The organism is Paucibacter sp. TC2R-5 (assembly GCF_025717605.1).
In the GTDB taxonomy this organism is placed as follows: Bacteria; Pseudomonadota; Gammaproteobacteria; order Burkholderiales; family Burkholderiaceae_C; genus Paucibacter_A; species Paucibacter_A albus.
Window position 1 is genome coordinate 227,702 of the sequence record NZ_JAJIRQ010000001.1, and the last position, 15,503, is coordinate 243,204.

Below are 15,503 nucleotides of genomic sequence, written 5' to 3' on the forward strand. Positions count from 1 at the left end.
AAAGCTGCCCGCATGAAGCCGCAAACCTTGCCCCTCTTTCCGCTGCAGTCGGTGCTGTTTCCGGGCGGCTACTTGCAGCTGCAGGTGTTCGAGCCGCGCTATCTGGGCATGGTGGAGCGCTGCGACAAGGGCGGTCTGCCCTTTGGCGTCGTCAGCCTGCTGGAGGGCGGCGAGGTGCGCCGGCGCTTGAGCGGCCAAGCCGGTTTTGCGTCCGAGCGCTTCAATCTTCTCGGCACGCTGGCCCATATCGAAAGCCTGGAGAGGCCGCAGGCCGGCTTGTTCAAGCTGCGCTGTGTCGGCGGTCAGCGCTTCAAGTTGCTCAGCATTGCGCAGTCTCCGCATGGGCTGTGGTCGGGGGAGGTGGAGGAGTTGGCGGCGGACAGCGAGGTGACAGTGCCGCCGGACCTGCGGCCCGCGGCCGAGCTTTTGCAGACCTTGCTGCACAAGTTGGAGCAGGGGGCCGCGGCACTCGATCTGCCGCTGCAGCCCCCTTATCGCTGGGAAGATTGCGGCTGGCTGGCCAACCGCTGGTGCGAGCTGCTGCCCTTGGCTCCGGAGGAGCGGCAACGCCTGATGCAGCTGGACAACCCATTGTTGCGGCTGGAGTTGGTGGCCGACCAGTTAGACCGCCTGCAACTGCAGCCCTGAATAGACAAAAGGCCCGGTGCATGCACCGGGCCTTTTTTTGATTCAGTCAGCAAGGCCCTGCGGGCCGAGCCAATCCATCAATTAAGCAGCGCGCTTGGCGGCGCGGGCGCCGGTTTGCGATGCCTTGACGGCCGAGTTGGTAGCGGCTTGGAAGTTGGCGGCGGCCACGTCAGCGGCTTGCTTACCAGCCTTCTGCACCGATTCCAGCGCGTTGTTGGCGGTGGTGATGGCGTTCTTCACCAGGGCCACTACGTTCTCGGAACCAGCAGGTGCGTTCTTGGAGGCGGTTTCGACCAGAGCGGCGAACTTGGCTTGAGCGTCGGCCACTTGAGCTTCGGCAACCTTGGCCACTTCGGCGCTGGTACTGCTGGTGATTTCTTGCACGTGGCGGCTGTAGGAAGCTGCCTTCTCGGCGCTAGGCTGCAGCAGGGTAGCTTGCAGGCTCAGCAGTTCTTGAGCGTCCTTGACCGACATCACGGCTTGGGTGGACTCAACGGCTTCGGCCAGCGCGGTCTTGGCGACTTGCATGTTCAGCTCGACCAGCTTCTCAACGCCTTGGAAGGCAGTGGTGGTCAGGCCGAAGAGAGTCTCGACATTGGCTTTGTGGGCGGCGAAGAATTGTTCAGCTGTCAGCATGGTGTGCTCCTGTGTGGGGGGCGACCCCCGGTTGATTTCAAATGAAATTCGTCTTGCGGATGTTCGCAAGCTGCTGCACAGTTAAATGCTGCGCTGCAACAAAACGAATTGTAGGGACTTGAAACCGAAATGCAAGCAATATTTGTTGCGGCGCAGCAAATAACTTGAAAGCTCATCGGCTGTCGAGGTTTTAGGCTTGGATTTGCGCCAAGCGCCTGAGGCATTGGGGCGTAAAAAAGCCCGGCTTGTGAACCGGGCTTCTTGACCAGCAACCCGAAACCGGAGTTACAGGACTGCAGCTTCTGTTTAGGCCGTCGCGCGCTTGCCGTTGCGGGCAGCGGTTTGGGTGGCCTTGACGGCGGTGTCGGCGGCGGCTTCGAAGTTGGCTTCGGCCACTTCGCTGGCTTGGCGAGTCGCTTGCTGGATGGACTCAAAAGCGCTGTTGGCGGCAGCCACGGCGGTCTTGACCATGGCAACGGCGTTTTCGCTGCCGGCTGGTGCGTTCTTGGCGGCGCTGTCGATCACGGCGGCGAACTTGGCTTGCGCATCGGCGATTTGGGCTTCAGCCACCTTGCTGACTGCGGCATTGGTGCTGTTGGCGATGTCATACAGATGGCGGCTGTAAGCGGCTGCCTTCTCGGCGCTAGGCTGCAACAGCGTCGACTGCAAAGCCAGCAGTTCTTGCGCGTCCTTCACCGACATCAGGCTTTGGGCGGATTCCAGCGATTCGGCCAAGCCGGTCTTGGCGACTTGCATATTCAGTTCGACAAGCTTTTCGATGCCTTCGAACGCCTTGGCTGTCAGGCCGAACAGCGTTTCGACATTGGCTTTGTGGGCATTGATGATTTGTTCTGTGGTCAGCATGTAGCACTCCTTGGCCGGGGTCTACCCCCGATATATGGGTCTGTTGAATTGCTTCGACAGCGGGATTGTTGCGCTGCAACAATGCAAAGTATATGGACGCGCCACAAGTTTGCAAGGGTTTTTTGCTGCACCGCAACAAGTTAGGGGGTAGGCAGATGAAGCCCTGCCAGCCCTTGATCAAAGCTTGCGCTTGGCCCGTGACGCCGGCATGACAGGCGGGGCGCGCCAAAGCGGCTATGGTGTCGGCATGTTGGCCTTTCATTCCGATGCCCATAGCCTGGCGCTGCCAGCCGGGCACTCCTTTCCGCAATCCAAATACCGGCTGCTGCGCGAGCATTTCGAGGCGCAGCCGGGCCTGCTGCGCATGCAGGCAGCGCCGGCTGCCAGTGAGGCCGAGCTGGCCTTGGTGCACAGGCCTGACTACATCGAGGCGGTCCTGCAGGGCGGCCTGAGCGCGGCCGCGCAGCGCGAGATCGGATTCCCCTGGTCGACCCAGATGGCCGCGCGCTCGCGGCATTCGGTCGGCGCCAGCATCGCGGCGGCGCGCGCCGCCTTGCAAGAGGGCGTGGCTGCCAATATGGCCGGCGGCACCCACCATGCCTTTGCCGACCGGGGCTCGGGCTACTGCGTCTTCAATGATGTGGCGGTGGCCGCCAAGCTGATGCAGGCCGAGTGGCGCGAGCAGCATGGCCAAGCGCTCAACGTGCTGGTGATCGACCTTGACGTCCACCAGGGCAATGGCACGGCCGCCATCTTTCAGGGCGATGCCAGCGTCTTTACCTTCTCGATGCATGGGGCCAAGAACTTCCCGGCCCGTAAAGAGGCGAGTGATCTGGACGTGGAACTGCCCGATGGCTGCGCCGACGCCGAGTATCTGGCAGCGCTGGACACTGCTTTGGCGACGATTTGGGCGCGCTATCAGCATGCTGCTCCAGGGCTGGCTTTCTACCTGGCCGGTGCCGACCCGCATGAAGGTGACCGGCTCGGCCGCCTCAAGCTGACGACGGCCGGCATGCTGGCGCGGGACCAAAGGGTGCTGGATGCCTTGCGCGCCCGCCGCATCCCGGTCGCGCTGAGTATGGCGGGCGGTTATGGCCATGACATCAGCAGCACCTTGGCTTGTCAGATCAATACCTTGAATACCGCTGCACACAGCTGGCTGCAATGGCAGCAAATGCCGCGACAGCGCTCAATGCAAGAATAGCCCCAGCCACCCGCAAAGGAATGCCCCAGTGAATTTGTTTGAAACTCCCAGCCCGCAAGACCAGGCCGCCGTAGACAAGGCGATAGAAACCCGCCGCTCGATGCGGGCCTTTTTGCCCACGCCGGTGCCGCGCGCGACGATTGAAGAAATCTTGCGTGTAGCGGCGCGCGCGCCGTCCGGCACCAACACCCAGCCCTGGCAGGTGCATGTGCTGACCGGTGCGGCAAAAGAGCGTTTGAGCGCGCGCATCCTGGCCGTTCATAACGACCCGGCCGAGCTGAGCACGCACAACCAGGAATATGCCTATTACCCCAACGAGTGGGCCTCGCCCTATATCGACCGGCGCCGCAAGGTCGGCTGGGATCTGTACGGCCTCTTGGGCCTGGCCAAGACCGACCGTGCCGGCATGCACGCTCAACATGGTCGCAACTACCAGTTCTTCGACGCGCCGGTCGGCCTGATGTTCACCATCGACCGGGTCATGCAGCAGGGCAGTTGGCTGGACTACGGCATGTTCTTGCAAAGCATCATGATCGCGGCGCGTGGCCACGGCCTGCATACCTGCCCGCAAGCGGCCTTCACGCAGTTCCATCGCCTGATTGCCGAAGAGCTGAGTTTGCCGCCGGCGCAGATGCTGGTCTGCGGCATGGCGCTGGGTTATGCCGATCCAGACGCGATCGAGAACACGCTGCAGACCGAGCGCGCGGCGGTGGCCGAGTTCACGCGCTTCCTGGAGGACTGAAGCTTGGCTGCTCGACAAAAAGTGCTGGTGGCCCGGCGCATCTTTCCCGACATTGTGGCCAGGCTGGTCGAGCACTTCGACGTCGAGGAGCCGCTCGATGACACGCCCTTGCCGCAGGCCGAGTTGATCCGGCGCCTGCAAGGCAAGGTCGGTCTATTTGCGACCGGCACCGAGCTGATCGATGCAACGCTGCTGGCTGCCTGCCCGGAGCTGCGCGCCGTCTGCCTGATGACGGTGGGCTACAACAATGTTGATCTGGCCGCTTGCAGCGCCCAAGGCGTGCGGGTCACTAACGCGCCGGATGTGCTGACCGAGACCACGGCCGACTTTGGCTTTGGCTTGATGCTGGCGGCGGCGCGGCGCATCACCGAGGCCGAGCATTACCTGCGTGCCGGCCGCTGGGGGCAATGGTCGATCGATCTCTTGGCCGGCGCCGATGTGCATGGCGCGACGCTGGGGATTTTGGGCATGGGCCGCATCGGCCAGGCGATCGCCAAGCGCGGCGCTTTGGGCTTCGGCATGCAGGTGATCTATCACAACCGCAGCCGCTTGGACCCCGAGTTAGAGAAGCCGCTCGGTGCGCAGTGGGTGAGCGAGGACGAGCTGCTGCGGCGCGCCGACCACCTGGTCTTGGTCGTTCCCTATTCACCGCAAGCGCACCATCTGATTGGCGCGCCGGAGCTGGCCTTGATGAAGCCGAGCGCGACCTTGACCAATATCGCGCGTGGCGGCGTCGTCGATGACGCGGCGCTGGCCGAGGCCTTGGCCGCCGGGCGCCTAGCCGCCGCCGGCCTGGACGTCTTCGAGGGCGAGCCGGCCTTGAACCCGGCCCTGCTGGCGCTGAGCAATGTGGTGCTGACGCCGCATATCGCCAGTGCCTCGCTGCCGACGCGCCGCGCGATGTGCAATCTGGCGGTCGACAATTTGATCGCTTTGCTCGGTGGGGCGGAACCCGTGACCGGACTGAACTGAGCGCGAACCTGAACATGGACGGCCCAGCATGGACAAGTTGACGGCAATGCAGGTCTTTGTGGCCGTGGTCGACAGCGGCAGCCAGTCCGCTGCGGCGGAGCAACTGGATCTGTCGCGCCCGGTCGTGTCGCGCTACCTGGCTGAGTTGGAGGCCTGGGCCGGTGCACGCTTGATGCACCGCACCACCCGCAAACTCAGCCTGACGGCGGCCGGCCATGAGCTGCTGCCGCGTTGCCGTCAGCTGCTGGACTTGAGCGCCGATATGCAGGCCGCTGTGACCTTGCCCGACAGGGCGCCGCAAGGTCTGCTGCGGCTGACGGCCAGCAGCTCTTTTGGTCAGGCGCAACTGGCCAGAGTAGTGGCGGAGTTTGTGGCGCTGTACCCGGCCGTGTCCGTCGATCTGGTCTTGCTGGACCGCGCGGTCAATCTGGTCGAGGAGCGCATCGACCTGGGTGTGCGCATCAGCAATGAGCTGGATCCGAATTTGATCGCGCGCCGCTTGTCGGTCTGCCGCTCAGTCGTTTGCGCGGCGCCGTCCTATTTGGAAAAACGCGGCCGGCCGCAAGGCCTGGAAGAGCTGAGCCAGCACAACTGCCTGAGCCATTTCTACTATGGCAAAAGCCTCTGGACCTTCGAGCGCGAGGGCGCTCCCGACGCGCTTGCCAGCAGCGTCAATGTCAGCGTGAATGTCAAAGGCAATGTCAGCGCCAATGATGCCGGCGCGCTGCTGCAAGCCGCCTTGGCCGGCGTGGGCGTGGCGATTTTGCCGACCTATCTGGCAGGAGAGCATTTGCGCGCAGGACGCTTGCTCGCGCTTCTGCCCGATTTGAAGCCGACCGAGCTGAGCATTTATGCGGTCTACGCCTCGCGCAAGAATATGTCCACGGCCCTACGCGTGATGTTGGATTTTCTGGCCGAGCAGTTCGCGCCCGAGCCCTTGTGGGATAGTCATTGAACCGCCAACCCTAAGCAGCCAATTCATCGCATGAACGATTCATCCAAACCCGATTCTTCGACTTACACGCCGCCCAAGGTGTGGACCTGGAACAAGGAAAATGGCGGCCAGTTCGCCAGCATCAATCGCCCCATTGCCGGCCCCACGCATGAGAAAGAACTGCCGGTAGGCCGCCACCCGCTGCAGCTTTATTCGCTGGCCACGCCCAATGGCGTCAAGGTCACGGTGATGCTGGAGGAGTTGCTGGCGCTGGGACATAGCGGCGCCGAGTACGACGCCTGGCTGATCCGCATCAATGACGGGGATCAGTTTGGCAGCGGCTTTGTCGGCGTCAACCCTAACTCCAAGATTCCAGCGCTGCTGGACTGCAGTTGGGAGCAGCCGATTCGTGTTTTTGAATCCGGCGCGATTCTCTTGCACCTGGCTGAAAAGTTTGGCGCCTTGCTACCCAAGGACGCGGCCGGCCGGGCTGAATGCCTGTCTTGGCTGTTCTGGCAGATGGGCAGCGCGCCCTACCTGGGCGGCGGCTTCGGGCATTTCTATGCCTATGCGCCGAGCAAGATGGAATACCCGATCGACCGCTTTGCGATGGAGGTCAAGCGCCAGCTTGACGTGCTGGACCGGCGTTTGGCCGAAAGTCCCTATCTGGCCGGCAGCGACTACACGATTGCCGATATCGCGGTCTGGCCCTGGTACGGCGCCTTGGCCGAAGGCTTGCTCTACAACGCCGGCGAGTTCCTGCAGGTCGAGAGTTATGCGAACGTGCAGCGCTGGACCAAGCAAATCGCCCAGCGCCCAGCGGTGCAGCGCGGCCGCATGGTCAATCGCACCTGGGGTGAGGCGTCCAGCCAGCTGTGGGAGCGCCATGCGGCGAGCGATTTTGAGGGCCAGACGCAGGACAGGATCGGCAAGCCGAGCTGAAGGCTCAGAGCCGCTTGCCTTCGATCAACAACTGCACCGTCAAAGGCAGCGCCTGCTCGTACTGCTGATCAAGTGCAATCGGCAGGCCTTGTTGCAGCACTGGGACGTCCGTAAACGAAGCACCCAGCTGAGCTTGCAAGACGCTCAGCGGCAGCAGCTTGGGCTCGCCGTCCTGGTTCGGCAGTACCAGACCTATCCAGCGTCCTGCTTGATCGAACACCGGCCCGCCGCGTGGGGCGAGCGGGAGTTCCACACCCAAGGCTTGCTGGTTGTTGGCCGCGCTGATGCGGCCTAAAAAGCCCCGGTGCATGGCCGGCCAAGCGGCTTGCGCCGAGGGTGTGGCCAGATAGGCAAATGCGGTGGCCGGGCTGCCGGCGAAGGCATCGCGCGGCGCGCGTGCCAACTTCGACTGAGCGATGGGCAGCGGTGTGTCCAAGCTCAGCAGAGCCAGGCCCAAACTGTCAAAACTTTGCAGCAAATGGGCCGTGCTGGTGTGTCCCAAGCCATTGCGCAGCCAGAGCTGTGTCGCGGCCTGGCTGGGTGCCAACGGCACCAGGGCTAGGCGCCCGCCGTCAAGCAAGAGCCCGCTGCCCAGCGCTAGCGCATGGGAGGGAACGGGCGCACCGACAGCCAAGGGGCCGGGACGAATGCTGGCGGCAACGGGGTCGGACTCGGCCTGAGCCATGGGCTCGGCGCGCGGCAGTTGTTGCTGCGTCGCCAGCAGTGCCGGCTCGTTCGGCAGGCGCTTCAAGCCGGCTTCCAACATGCGCATGGCCTCGGCCCGCTGCTCGCCCAAGGCCAGCATCCAGGCATAGAGCGCCAAAGCCTCGGGCTCATGGATATGCGCGCCGGCGGTGTGCGAGGCAAACATCAGCGCCGAGCGATATTCGCCGGCCTGCATCTGCGCCTGCAAGAGCAGCAACTCGGTGTCGGCCGCATGGCTGATCATGGCGGCTGCGTCGAGTCGCCGCTGTGCGGTGTCGCTGTCGCCTGCGGCCAGTGCCGTGCGGGCGGCCTGCAGCAGCGCCTGCCGCTCGGGCTCGCTTGGCGATTGGGCATGCCCCTGCTGACCCTGCGAATGTTGATGCGGATGTTGATGGGCTTGGGTGCCGCCGCAAACAAAGGTGGCCAGGCTAAAAAACAGCCCGGCCACCTTTGGTTTCCAGCTCGACACCGCCCGCTTGCCATCAAGCGGTGGGCGGTATTTTTTCATCTCAAGGCGTCTGTGTGATGCGTGGCTTGTTCAGCACCGCGCTGCTGGGGTTGTAGGCGTTTGCGGCATTCTTGTAGCCGGACAGATAGGCGATCAAGGCATCGATGTCTTGTGCGCCGCCCTGGACATTGCTGCCGCCCAGCAGGACCGTGAAGCCGTCGCCGCCGGTGGCGGTGAAGTTGTTGACTGTCACGCGGTAGGTCTTGGCCGGGTTTTGCACCACGCCATTGATGACGATGTTGTCAGCAGCACCCGTCACAACGGGCGGGTAGACGGTCACATCGGTCGGCGTCAGCGTCACGTTCTGGATCTTGGCGCAAGCCGGTGCTGCGGCGCTCCAGTTGTACTTCAGGCCATTGCTGGCTTGCATCACGCGGTCTGCGGTCTGGCCCTTGCAACCTTTGAATTGCTGCTCCAGCACGTCCTTGAGTTGCTGCGCTGTCAGCGTCATCGTCACCAGGCTATTGCCGAACGGCTGGACGGTGAACGCGTCGGCGTAAGTCAGCGCATAAGGGTAGCTGGCAGCGGCGGGCTTGACGAAGCCTGGGCTGCGCACGCCGCCGGCATTCATGAAGGCCATCACCGCGCCGCCCAATGCGGCCGGCTGGGTCGCTTGCAACTGCGCGTCGGCGATCAGATCACCGGCTTCCATTTCGCCGGCGCTGTTGGCGCCATTGCTCAGGCCGGTGGTGATGGTGCCCACCACTTGACCGGCGATCGGTGCGACCGCGTTCTTGTAGGCCTGTACCACGTTCTTGACTTCCGGGTTGTTGGCGATGGCGGTGTTGATGGCGGCGTCGCTGCGGTCCACCAAACGGTTGGTGGCGCTGACGGCCGTCACGTCGCGGCTGACGGGGTCGATGCTCAGATCGACTTCGGTCAAGGCGCGGCCGAAGGCGCTGGAACTGGTGACCGGGATCAGTCGGCCGGTCTTGTTAGGCAGGCCGGTGGGGCGCGGCGTGCTGACCGCGTTGGCGGCGTTGCTGCCGGTCACGTCGACGGTGTTCTTCGAGCAGTTGTAGGCGGCGTGGGTGTGGCCGCTGATGACCAGATCGACCGCATTGTCAAAGCGAGCGACTACCTTGGCGATATCGCTGGCGCTGCCGTCCGGGTTCTTGAGATCGTTCAGGCAACCGTTGATGTCGCTGGCGTTGGTCAGGCCGCTGCCGGCCGCCGCGTTCTGGAAGCCACCTTGGTGAATCAACACCACAACGGATTCGATGCCCTGGGCGCGCAGCTTGGGGATCAAGGCATTGACCGAGTCGGCCTCGTCCTTGAAGGCCAGGCCGGCCACGCCGGTGGGGGTGACGATGCCCGGTGTGCCCTTGAGCGTCATGCCGATGAAGGCAACTTTGACGCCGCCAAAGCTTTTCACGCCATAGGCCGGCAGCAGCGTGCGGCCGGTGGCGGTTTCGACCACATTGGCCGACAGCCATTTGAACTTGGCGCCGTCAAAAGTGCCCGGTGCCGAGGAGCCGAAGCCCTTGCAGCTATTGGCTTCCTGGACGCCGCCGGCGTCCAGTTTGCAGCCGCCGTTTTGCAGTCGGCGCAGCTCGTCCTTGCCCTTGTCGAATTCGTGGTTGCCCACCGACGAGAAATCAACGCCGATTTTGTTCAGCGTCTCCACCGCAGGCTCGTCAAAGAACAGCGCCGAGATCAAGGGCGAGGCGCCGATGAAGTCGCCCGCTCCGACAACGACGGTGTTGGGGTTGCTGGCCTTCATTTTGGCCACATAGGCAGCCAGATACTCGGCGCCGCCGACGGCGGGGCGCTGGGCGCTAGGGATGGTGGTGTTCTTGCCAAAGGTGCCGGGAGTTTCCAGCGTGCCGTGGTAATCATTGAAGCCGATGATCTTGACACTGATGGGGCTAGGGCCCGCGGTGACGGCTTGCGCCGCGTTCAGGCCAAAAGCGGCCATCAAGGCCAGCAGCAGAGGACGTGTTTTAAACATGGTGATGGGTCTTTTGAATGCAGGGTTGCTTACTTGCTGGCTTTGCGGCGCAGGGCCAGCGACAGCAACGACAGGCCGGCCAGCAGGCTGGCCAGGGTCGTCGGCTCGGGCACGGCTGAAACGGTCAGCTGCAGGCCGCCGGTGGTCACATTCATCGGGCTGCCGGCGAGCTGGACCGACCTGGATAGATAGCCGCTGATGTCGTAGCTGCCGGCTTGCAGCGTGTAGACGCCGCGGCTGAAGCTCGGGTTGGCCAAGGCGATGTTGAAGTCAGCGACGGAGCTGCCTTCCAGCAAGGGGTCGCCGTCAACGCCGACGCTGGTTTCGCCGAGTGCGGCGCCCTTGTTCGTGACAATGAAGCGATCGCCGGAAATGCCGCTGTCCAGCACGGTCAAACTGCCGACAAAGCCGGCATCGATCGTGAACGTGAAGTGAGCCGTGCTGGCATCGTCAAATCCAAGCAGCCAGTCGAGGCTGTTCGGGCTGTTGACCGGAGTCAGGTCGGCATTGACCAGGAATTCGGCCCAGCTGCCGTCGGCTGCCAAGGTGGCTGCGTGGGCGGAGCTCAGGCCGGCAGCCAGCGTGAGTGCGCTCAAAGCGCCGACCGCAACGGCGCGGGAGAAGAATTTGCTTGTCATGATCTAGTCCAGGATGGATGAGGGCCACCGTCAAAAAACAATGCTGACGGAACGGCGCGATCCTGCCTGTGCGGGGTGACTAGGGTGTGAACCTGCTTGGGCCCAAGCAGGTCAAACGGATCATGGCTTCGTTTTATTGAGCAAGGCAGTCGGCACGAACGCACTTGGCCGCTCGGCATTGACCAGCAAGGTCAATTGGCCTTTGGCCCGCGTCGCGGCGACGTAAAAGAGGTTCCTTTCACCGACCGGCTCGGCCTGGGCATCGGGGAATACGCCCTGGGTCAAAAAGGGCAGCAAGACATGCTCAAACTCCAGACCTTTGACATGGGCTGCGCTGGCCAGCGTGATGGTGGGGCGGCTCTTGTGTTTGTGCGAGAACACCTTGCCCTCGGCGCGCGCGGCCACTCGCTGCGCCTGCGCCTCGTCCAGCGCTTGCAGTGATTGGAAGAAGTCGAGCGCGCTGCGATGTTCGGCGGAGGCGGCCAGCAGACCCTTCATATGGCGGCCCAGTTCGTCCCGGCGCTCCTTCTCGACGAAGACGTCGCGGCCAAACTTGGCCATCTCCAGCGCGGCCAGGAATGCAGCGAAGTCCGCACCCTGCTGCACCACAGCCAAGGCCTTTTGCAGCCGCTGTTTAACCGGTTTGGGCGCCCAGTCGAGGATGTGCTGGTTGAAGATCTTGGCGAGCACTTGCTCGCTGTCGGCCGCGGCGGCTCTGGCTTCGCGCATAAAGGCATCGGCGGATTGATAGTCGGGATCATCCGCCTTCAGCGGCGGCGTTTGCGTCATCTCGAACAAGGCGTCCGGGATCAAGCGCCGTGTCTCGGCCCCGCCCAGCGTGTCGAGCCGGCCGCTGGCAATCGCATAGACGCTGCGCACGAACAGGACCTCGGGTCTGCGCAGATAACTGACAAAACCCATGCATTGATAGGCGATGCCTTGGGCGTGCAAGGCGTTCTCCAGCAGCACCGATTGCGATTCATGGCGCAGCAGCACCGCGCAGTCGCTATAGACATCGTCCTTGCGTTGCTCGCTGCGCCAAGTCTGCAAGGCGCTGACGACGGCCGCAGCGGTTGTCGGCTGCGCCGGGCCGTCGCAGCTGAGCATGCGCAGTTCGGTCTGGCGCAGCTGTTGAGCAGCAATCGGTTTGGCGGCGAGCTTGGCCATCCAGCCCGCCAGTTTGTCGCCGTAGCGAAAACTCAGGGACAGTGGCAGGCGCTGCAGGCGCCGGCCGAGCTCCGCGTCGAGCGCGCGGCTCATGAACCTGGCATCGGCACCGAAATGTTGGTGGATCACCTGATCGCGGTCGCCAACGCCGCAAAAATACACCTCGGGTCTGTGCAACAGCGCGCGCAACAAGGTGAACATCGCCTCATTGCAGTCATGCATCTCGTCGACAAAGATGCCGTCGAACTGGCCCAGCGGAAGCTCCTCGGGGCTGTCGATGCTGTCCGAGCGTAAGAGCCGGGCGAGGTCATAGGTGGCGTCCAGTGGCATGCGGAAATTGGCCTGCTCATAGCCCGAGTCCAGGCGCAGATGTTCATAGGCGCGCAGCACCCGCAGCAGGCTGTAGTCCAGGCCCAGCTCATCGGCCGCGTAGTCGGGGCTGTCCAGACCCTGTTCGGACGGGTTCAGCTCCAGAGCCAAGCGCCCCTTGATGCTTTGGATGCGGCGTAAAAAGTCGCCCACATAGGACTCGGCGCCGTAGGACGGCAGCACGAGGTCTTCGGTATGGCGCTCCAGCGGGTTGTTGGCCACCGCCTCGATGGCGCTCCAGACATAGGCCCGAGCCTGCTCTGCACTGTGCAGCTGGCGCACCGGCGGCACAGCCCTATCGCCCTGCACGCGTTCGACCTGCTGGAGCACGCTGGCCGCATAGGCATCAAAGGTCTCGACGCGCACCTGCTTGTGCATCAGGCTGTCGCCGGCCACCAACTGCAGGGCGCGGCGCAGAGCCAGGCAGGCGGTGGGCGTGAAGGTCAGCGCCAGCATGCGGCGCGGCGCGGCGCCGCGCGCCAAGACTTCGCAGATGCGCAGGGCCAGCGAGGTGGTCTTGGCGGTGCCGGCCGCCGCCTCAATCAAGATCGAATGCTCACCCGAGGCCTGTATGTCTTCTTGCTCGGCAGTGATGGTGATGGCTTGCGTGCGAAAGCGCAGAGCGCCGGGTAAGGACATGAGTGAGCCTGGTCAGGAGCATGCAGAGTCAGGCATTTTGCTTGAGGATCTTTTTTCAGGTCCCGGTGACGCCTTGTGGCTGTTTGAACAAGCCCGTCGGGTCGACCCGGGCCTTGATCTGTTTAAGCCGGGCTAGATTGCTGCCGTAATAGGCCTCTTCGGGGTTTGTGATCAGCGCATCCAGATAGTTCTGGTAGGCGCGCCCGCTGCTCCAGGGCCGCAAGGTTTGGCGCATGCCGTGCGCCCATTGCTCACCGTCGCTGAGCTCGCTGCCGGATGTTGCGGGGCTGTATTCGGCGTAGTACTGGGCGCTGAACAAGGCTTGGCGGTGCACAAAAGCAGTCGCATCAGAGGCCACGCGGCCGATGGCGCCGCCCATCAGATTCATGATGACAGTGCCGGGGCGGCCGGCGCTGCGACGCGCCAGCACGGCCGCGCTCAAGGCGGCGGCCATGCCTTGCGGATCGGCCAGGCTGTCAAAAAAATCCGAGCTGGCCGCCATCGCGACGCGACCCAACAGCCCGGCTGAATTTTGACTCGGCAGATGGCATTGCGCCGGGCTCAAACTGGTGCAAGCACCCAGCATCACCTCGCGGTAGTTGCGCGACGTTTGCGAGCTGCTCAAGGCTGGGCGGCCGATCTTGGCAAGCAAGCTCTGCCAATGCGGACGCAAGGCCGTCTCGTCGCCGATGCTGAAGCCCCAAAGATGGCAGCCTGCGGGCGAGACGACGAGTTGCGACCAGATTTGATCCGGCATGGTCTTGGGCCATTCGCTCCAAGCCGCCAGCACGGCCGGCAAATCGACCAAGGCGAAGTCGGCCGCAAACTGCTGCAAGGGCGTCACGGCATGGGTCTGAAACGTGAACTCGCTGACGATGCCGAAATTGCCGCCGCCGCCGCCACGCAAGGCCCAGAACAGGTCGGCGTTTTGACTGTCGCTGCAGAGCAGCTCGGCGCCGTCCGCCGTGGTCAGGCGGGCGCTACGCAGCGCGTCGCAAGTCAGGCCGTAAGCCCGGTCTATCACCCCGAAGCCGCCGCCCTGGGTGATGCCGGCAATACCAACCGACACGCAGCTGCCGGAAGGAATGCAGCGGCCCTGTGCGATCAAACTCTCGTACACATCGGCCAGCTTGGCGCCGGCGCCGACGATGGCTAGATCGCCATCGAGACGCACACTGTCCATCGGGCCGACGTCGATGATGAGGCCGCTGCCGGTCGAGTTACCGATATAGCTGTGGCCGCCGCCGCGCGGCACGACGGCGATGCTGAGGCGGCGCGCGAAGGCCAGGCCGGCCTGGATATCGGCCGAGCCGGCGCAGCGTATCAAGGCTTGCGGCAGCAAGGCGTCGTAGCGCGCATTGGCGGGGCGGCGCAGGCGCTCATAGTCGGAGTGGCCTGGGCGGATCAGCGGGCCTTTGAGTTGCGCGGCGAGAGCGTCCCATTCGCTGGCGGACGGGCCGCCGCTGGGGGAGGGCGGAGCAGTAGCCGGTGCTGGGCCTGGAGCGGGCGGCGGTGCTGGGCCAGAAGCATCCCCCGATCCGCCGCCACAAGCCGCCAGCATGGCAGCCATGGGGGTAGCCGAGCCGTACTGAAGAAAACGTCGTCGATCCATTTCTGCCACTTGTCTGCCCCTTGCCCGCTGATTCAGTCGGATCGATTTACTTTGGCCCGATCAGGGCCGGCACCGCTTGGCGTAACTCTTTCTCTATCATCCGCTCCAAAGTGTCGACCTTGTCCTCCGGGCTCAGGGCTTGCCAGGGATCAAAGCCATCTTTGCTGCGGGCCGACCCGATAGTCTGCGAACTGCTGATCGTTTGCTGCTGCAAAACTTGCGCATTGGACAAGTCAACCAGGCTCAGTTGCAAATAGGTGTACGGCGCCAGGAAGCCCTGGCCGCTTTCCAGGGTGTCGGTGTTGTACATGCGCTTTTGGCGGTCGATGTAGAAGCCAATGCCCTCCAGTCGGCCGCTGCCCACGGCACCCTGGGTGGTCGCGAGCTTGGCGTCCTGTCGGTTACGCGTCAGCAGCAATAAATGGCTGGCGCCGTCCTTCTTCATCGCCTCCACCAAGTTCGGCGGCAGCAGCAGCTTGGTTCCGTCGAACAAGGCCCAAGGGTCGCCGAACAAATCAATCGACGGTGAGCGGTAGAGCAAGACTTCGCCTGGCCCTTTGAGTTCCTTGACGCTGGCCTGTATGGTGCGCAGCGCGGTGATGTCGAATGGCGCGTCCGGAATTGCGGCCGATTGCTTGATATTGCGGTCTAACTTGCTGCCGACCGTGGTTTGAAATGTCACGACATTGATGGAGTCACCGATCAAAGACAGCACAGCAAACTTGGCCTCCGGCGAAGCCGCCTGTGCTGCATGGCCCAGCAAGCCCTCGCTCAGGACGGTCGCCGCAGCCAGTGTCAGCAAGAGATTCCTGCGTTTCATCCAATCCCCCTGTGTTGCATTTTTTGGTTTGACGTCTTGAGTCGACGTTAGGGAGGATTGTTTCTCAAGACCCTCGCCACCTCGGGCAGGGAATGCCCTCGGGTCTGCTGCACGCACGCTTCATGCTGTTCGGGCCTGGAACAGCTGAGACA

At 63.5% G+C, this 15,503-nt stretch carries 14 protein-coding genes; 6 read left to right on the top strand and 8 right to left on the bottom strand.

Translation table 11 applies throughout. The features are described 5' to 3' along the window. The first annotated feature begins 12 nt into the window (after nucleotides 1–12). Nucleotides 13–648, top strand: coding sequence for an LON peptidase substrate-binding domain-containing protein (locus tag LNV08_RS00975; protein WP_263531786.1), 636 nt, complete (start codon nucleotides 13–15; stop codon nucleotides 646–648). Between the two features lie 81 nt (nucleotides 649–729). Here the strand turns inward: LNV08_RS00975 and LNV08_RS00980 are convergent, their stop codons facing one another. Beyond that, a complete protein-coding gene (locus LNV08_RS00980; protein WP_263531787.1) occupies nucleotides 730–1,284 on the bottom strand; it encodes a phasin family protein in 555 nt (184 codons plus the stop codon). Nucleotides 1,285–1,590: 306 nt separating this feature from the next. After that, on the bottom strand, nucleotides 1,591–2,148 hold the full coding sequence (locus LNV08_RS00985; RefSeq protein ID WP_263531788.1) for a phasin family protein: 558 nt from the start codon (nucleotides 2,146–2,148) through the stop codon (nucleotides 1,591–1,593). Between the two features lie 247 nt (nucleotides 2,149–2,395). Between LNV08_RS00985 and LNV08_RS00990 the strand changes: the two genes are divergently transcribed. The 5 genes from LNV08_RS00990 to yghU are packed head-to-tail and all read left to right on the top strand — an operon-like array spanning nucleotide 2,396 to nucleotide 6,942. Continuing rightward, nucleotides 2,396–3,352 carry a histone deacetylase gene (locus LNV08_RS00990; RefSeq protein ID WP_263532281.1) on the top strand — a complete coding sequence of 319 codons (957 nt, stop codon included), beginning with the start codon at nucleotides 2,396–2,398 and terminating at the stop codon, nucleotides 3,350–3,352. Between the two features lie 34 nt (nucleotides 3,353–3,386). After that, nucleotides 3,387–4,094 carry a nitroreductase gene (locus tag LNV08_RS00995; protein ID WP_263532282.1) on the top strand — a complete coding sequence of 236 codons (708 nt, stop codon included), beginning with the start codon at nucleotides 3,387–3,389 and terminating at the stop codon, nucleotides 4,092–4,094. A gap of 3 nt (nucleotides 4,095–4,097) precedes the next feature. Next, the gene (locus tag LNV08_RS01000; RefSeq protein WP_263531789.1) at nucleotides 4,098–5,066 is read left to right on the top strand and encodes a 2-hydroxyacid dehydrogenase; all 969 of its coding nucleotides are present in this window, start codon (nucleotides 4,098–4,100) and stop codon (nucleotides 5,064–5,066) included. A gap of 28 nt (nucleotides 5,067–5,094) precedes the next feature. Then, nucleotides 5,095–6,021, top strand: a complete 927-nt coding sequence (locus tag LNV08_RS01005; protein ID WP_263531790.1) for a LysR family transcriptional regulator — start codon at nucleotides 5,095–5,097, stop codon at nucleotides 6,019–6,021. 30 nt (nucleotides 6,022–6,051) lie between these two features. Beyond that, complete coding sequence (yghU, locus tag LNV08_RS01010) at nucleotides 6,052–6,942, top strand: glutathione-dependent disulfide-bond oxidoreductase (protein ID WP_263531791.1); 891 nt, start codon at nucleotides 6,052–6,054, stop codon at nucleotides 6,940–6,942. 4 nt (nucleotides 6,943–6,946) lie between these two features. Here yghU and LNV08_RS01015 read toward each other — a convergent pair whose 3' ends face one another. The 6 genes from LNV08_RS01015 to LNV08_RS01040 all read right to left on the bottom strand — a co-directional run bounded on the left by LNV08_RS01015 (nucleotide 6,947) and on the right by LNV08_RS01040 (nucleotide 15,351). Continuing rightward, entirely contained in the window at nucleotides 6,947–8,155 is a 1,209-nt protein-coding gene (locus LNV08_RS01015; protein ID WP_263531792.1) for a tetratricopeptide repeat protein, read from the bottom strand. 1 nt (nucleotide 8,156) lies between these two features. Beyond that, entirely contained in the window at nucleotides 8,157–10,106 is a 1,950-nt protein-coding gene (locus LNV08_RS01020; RefSeq protein ID WP_263531793.1) for a bifunctional metallophosphatase/5'-nucleotidase, read from the bottom strand. 29 nt (nucleotides 10,107–10,135) lie between these two features. Further along, a complete protein-coding gene (locus LNV08_RS01025; RefSeq protein ID WP_263531794.1) occupies nucleotides 10,136–10,744 on the bottom strand; it encodes a PEP-CTERM sorting domain-containing protein in 609 nt (202 codons plus the stop codon). Between the two features lie 120 nt (nucleotides 10,745–10,864). Beyond that, nucleotides 10,865–12,919: a UvrD-helicase domain-containing protein gene (locus LNV08_RS01030; RefSeq protein WP_263531795.1), complete on the bottom strand. Its 2,055-nt coding sequence runs from the start codon at nucleotides 12,917–12,919 to the stop codon at nucleotides 10,865–10,867. 55 nt (nucleotides 12,920–12,974) lie between these two features. After that, nucleotides 12,975–14,489: an FAD-binding oxidoreductase gene (locus LNV08_RS01035; RefSeq protein WP_263531796.1), complete on the bottom strand. Its 1,515-nt coding sequence runs from the start codon at nucleotides 14,487–14,489 to the stop codon at nucleotides 12,975–12,977. A gap of 88 nt (nucleotides 14,490–14,577) precedes the next feature. Then, the gene (locus tag LNV08_RS01040; protein WP_263531797.1) at nucleotides 14,578–15,351 is read right to left on the bottom strand and encodes a hypothetical protein; all 774 of its coding nucleotides are present in this window, start codon (nucleotides 15,349–15,351) and stop codon (nucleotides 14,578–14,580) included. Nucleotides 15,352–15,503: the final 152 nt, after the last annotated feature.

What these genes read in the sequence shown, in the direction of transcription:
- LNV08_RS01040 (WP_263531797.1), bottom strand. Translation starts at nt 15,351, where the DNA reads ATGAAACGCAGGAATCTCTTGCTGACACTGGCTGCGGCGACCGTCCTG.
- LNV08_RS00980 (WP_263531787.1), bottom strand. Translation starts at nt 1,284, where the DNA reads ATGCTGACAGCTGAACAATTCTTCGCCGCCCACAAAGCCAATGTCGAG.
- LNV08_RS01035 (WP_263531796.1), bottom strand. Translation starts at nt 14,489, where the DNA reads ATGGCTGCCATGCTGGCGGCTTGTGGCGGCGGATCGGGGGATGCTTCT.
- LNV08_RS00985 (WP_263531788.1), bottom strand. Translation starts at nt 2,148, where the DNA reads ATGCTGACCACAGAACAAATCATCAATGCCCACAAAGCCAATGTCGAA.
- LNV08_RS00975 (WP_263531786.1), top strand. Translation starts at nt 13, where the DNA reads ATGAAGCCGCAAACCTTGCCCCTCTTTCCGCTGCAGTCGGTGCTGTTT.
- LNV08_RS01025 (WP_263531794.1), bottom strand. Translation starts at nt 10,744, where the DNA reads ATGACAAGCAAATTCTTCTCCCGCGCCGTTGCGGTCGGCGCTTTGAGC.
- yghU (WP_263531791.1), top strand. Translation starts at nt 6,052, where the DNA reads ATGAACGATTCATCCAAACCCGATTCTTCGACTTACACGCCGCCCAAG.
- LNV08_RS01015 (WP_263531792.1), bottom strand. Translation starts at nt 8,155, where the DNA reads ATGAAAAAATACCGCCCACCGCTTGATGGCAAGCGGGCGGTGTCGAGC.
- LNV08_RS00990 (WP_263532281.1), top strand. Translation starts at nt 2,396, where the DNA reads ATGTTGGCCTTTCATTCCGATGCCCATAGCCTGGCGCTGCCAGCCGGG.
- LNV08_RS01005 (WP_263531790.1), top strand. Translation starts at nt 5,095, where the DNA reads ATGGACAAGTTGACGGCAATGCAGGTCTTTGTGGCCGTGGTCGACAGC.
- LNV08_RS01020 (WP_263531793.1), bottom strand. Translation starts at nt 10,106, where the DNA reads ATGTTTAAAACACGTCCTCTGCTGCTGGCCTTGATGGCCGCTTTTGGC.
- LNV08_RS01030 (WP_263531795.1), bottom strand. Translation starts at nt 12,919, where the DNA reads ATGTCCTTACCCGGCGCTCTGCGCTTTCGCACGCAAGCCATCACCATC.